Below are 2,837 nucleotides of genomic sequence, written 5' to 3'. Positions count from 1 at the left end.
GCGTCCCCTAGGGGATTTGAACCCCTGTTACCGCCGTGAAAGGGCGGTGTCCTGGACCACTAGACGAAGGGGACGCAACAACCAAATACTTACTGCCAAATAGTGCTTTACCAAAACAACTTGGTGGAGCTAAGCGGGATCGAACCGCTGACCTCTTGCATGCCATGCAAGCGCTCTCCCAGCTGAGCTATAGCCCCGCACCTGACAGTCGCAGACTGCCTTGACAGCGGGGCGCATTCTATTGCGACCTGAGCTAATGTGTCAACTATTTTTTCTAAAAATACTTCTGTTTGAACGTTTTTGTGGCACTTTGCTCAGTAATTAATCAAATCTTAGCTTTAACTGCCTTTCGGCAGCTTTTGGTGGTAAACGTGATACACCTGCTCCATGCCTTCCCGACTGGAAACCGACACATTCATGTCATTAACCAAACCATTATCTAAACGATAGACCCAACCATGTATTGTCAGCGACTCACCGTTGTCCCAGGCTTCCTGCACCATATTGGTTTTGGCCAGGTTTTTAACCTGTTCAATCACGTTCAGTTCACACAAACGATCAATCTGCTCGGCCTCTCCCAGTTGTTCCAACTCTTCCGCATGCTCACGGTACACATCTCGAATTGGATACAACCAATGGTCAACCAGCCCATGGGGTTTACTCTCAAGTGCCGCTTTTACACCACCACAGCCGTAATGACCCACCACAAGAATATGGCGTACTTTCAGCGCTTCAATAGCAAACTGAATAACCGACAGGCAGTTAAAATCAGTCTGAATGACTTGATTGGCGACATTTCTGTGTACAAACAATTCACCCGGAGCCATCCCCACAATCTCGTTCGCCGGGACCCGACTATCCGAACACCCTATCCAGAGATATTGCGGGGATTGCTGCCCGACCAAGCGTTTGAAAAAATCAGGATCGTTCTTTACCTGTTGCTCCGCCCACTCTTTGTTGTTTGCAATCAAATGTTTTATATCTGCCATTATTCATCCCATCGTGGCGGTCGCCTGGCGTTATCAGGCCAAGCGCAATTTCATATAAGCATCAAATTACGCGTTTTCGCGATTTGCAATAAATTCTAACGCCAGGTCTATGCGTGCCAGAACGGTCTGCTGAGGAATTAATTCCAGAGTCACATCTAGTGACGGAGAGTTACCGCCGCCAGTCGCGGCAACACGTAGTGGCATGCCCACTTTCCCCATACCAACATCCAAATCAGTAGCTGTCTGATTAATTGCCGCCTGAATGTTCGCCGCACTCCACTCAGCAACAGCTCCGAGCAGTTCTTTGGCTTTTACAAGAGGCTCTTTAGCTACCGGGCGTAAATGTTTTTTTGCTGCTTTTTCATCAAACTCATCAACCGACTCAAAGAAGTAACGGCTAATTGCAGCCATTTCTTTCAAGGTTTTTACCCGGTCAGCCTGCAACGACACAACTTTATCAAGCGCAGGGCCATTGCTTGTATCCACGCCAATTTGCTCAAACTGCCACTGCAATTGAGGTGCAACTTGCTCCACAGGCAGGGTTTTCATGTAGTGCTGATTTAGCCAGTTAAGCTTTTCGGTATTAAACGCAGAGGCAGCTTTATTCACGTCGTCCAGCTTGAAGTATTCCACCAGCTCTTCACGACTGAATATTTCCTGATCACCATGAGACCAGCCTAAACGCGCTAAGTAATTTACAACCGCTTCCGGTACGTAGCCGTCGTCGCGGTATTGCATAACGCTGACGGCACCATGACGCTTAGATAGTTTTTTACCATCGTCGCCTAAAATCATCGACACATGTGCGTACTGAGGTACCGGTGCGCCTAAAGCTTTTAAAATATTAATCTGACGCGGGGTGTTATTAATATGGTCTTCGCCACGCACCACGTGGGTGATATCCATGTCCCAGTCATCAACTACCACACAAAAATTATAAGTCGGTGTACCGTCGGTACGGGCAATGATTAAATCATCCAGTTCGGTATTAGCGAATTGAATATGCCCACGAATATGGTCATCGAACGCAACACTGCCTTCTTGCGGATTACGAAAACGAATGACGTACTTATCTCCGCCAACATCCGGGTTGTCACGACAATGGCCATCATAGCGAGGCTTTTCACCGGCAGCCATTTGCTCTTCCCGCATTTTTTCTAAGCGCTCAGTTGAGCAATAGCATTTGTAAGCTTTGTCTTCTTCCAGTAATTTATCGATTAACTCTTTATAGCGCTCAAAACGCTGAGTCTGATAATAAGGCCCGCGATCCCAGCTTAAACCTAACCATTCCATGCCCTCTAAAATGGCATCAATAGCAGGCTGAGTTGTACGTTCACGGTCGGTGTCTTCTATGCGCAGTACGAACTCGCCGCCCTGCGCTTTTGCAACTAACCATGAATACAATGCCGTACGGGCACCACCAACATGCAAATACCCAGTCGGGCTGGGGGCAAAACGCGTTACCACACTCATGTTTGTTCCTTTCGTTAAAGCCAGTCAATTTTATGGGCGCAAGTTTATCAAGACTGAGCGCCTGACGCATCTGCTATTCAAAATGATTAAAATGTCAGCAAACAAACACAAGTTGATAATTTTTATTTGACAGTTCAGATCTGCGCCCTATAATGCCTCCTCGCAACGACGCAGAAGTGTCACAGTGAAAATGGTTGCTTAGCTCAGTTGGGAGAGCATCGCCCTTACAAGGCGAGGGTCACTGGTTCAAGCCCAGTAGCAACCACCACTTCTTTTCCGTCAATTGCAAATCTTCAGGATGGTTGCTTAGCTCAGTTGGGAGAGCATCGCCCTTACAAGGCGAGGGTCACTGGTTCAAGCCCAGTAGCAACCACC

At 47.7% G+C, this 2,837-nt stretch carries 2 protein-coding genes and 4 tRNA genes; 2 read left to right on the top strand and 4 right to left on the bottom strand.

From position 1 onward, the window contains the following. Position 1: 1 nt before the first annotated feature. The 4 genes from Q5L94_RS13245 to gltX form a co-directional block, all read right to left on the bottom strand. A tRNA-Glu gene (locus Q5L94_RS13245) sits at positions 2 to 74 on the bottom strand. A gap of 47 nt (positions 75 to 121) precedes the next feature. After that, positions 122 to 197: transfer RNA gene (locus Q5L94_RS13240), tRNA-Ala, on the bottom strand. 141 nt (positions 198 to 338) lie between these two features. After that, positions 339 to 989 carry a carbonate dehydratase gene (gene can / locus Q5L94_RS13235; protein ID WP_317498841.1) on the bottom strand — a complete coding sequence of 217 codons (651 nt, stop codon included), beginning with the start codon at positions 987 to 989 and terminating at the stop codon, positions 339 to 341. Positions 990 to 1,055: 66 nt separating this feature from the next. Beyond that, positions 1,056 to 2,462 (bottom strand): glutamate--tRNA ligase, encoded by a 1,407-nt coding sequence (gene gltX, locus Q5L94_RS13230; protein ID WP_317498840.1) that lies wholly within the window; start codon positions 2,460 to 2,462, stop codon positions 1,056 to 1,058. Positions 2,463 to 2,654: 192 nt separating this feature from the next. Between gltX and Q5L94_RS13225 the strand changes: the two genes are divergently transcribed. After that, positions 2,655 to 2,730 (top strand) — tRNA-Val (locus Q5L94_RS13225). A gap of 32 nt (positions 2,731 to 2,762) precedes the next feature. Continuing rightward, a tRNA-Val gene (locus tag Q5L94_RS13220) sits at positions 2,763 to 2,835 on the top strand. Positions 2,836 to 2,837 lie beyond the last annotated feature (2 nt).

This window comes from Idiomarina sp. Sol25 (genome assembly GCF_033052775.1).
Lineage (GTDB): Bacteria > Pseudomonadota > Gammaproteobacteria > Enterobacterales > Alteromonadaceae > Idiomarina.
Note: the sequence above shows the minus strand (reverse complement) of the source record. Positions and strands in the feature narration are given on the sequence as shown.

Excerpts from the sequence above, each read along its gene's own strand:
- can (WP_317498841.1), bottom strand. The coding sequence starts at position 989 with ATGGCAGATATAAAACATTTGATTGCAAACAACAAAGAGTGGGCGGAG.
- gltX (WP_317498840.1), bottom strand. The coding sequence starts at position 2,462 with ATGAGTGTGGTAACGCGTTTTGCCCCCAGCCCGACTGGGTATTTGCAT.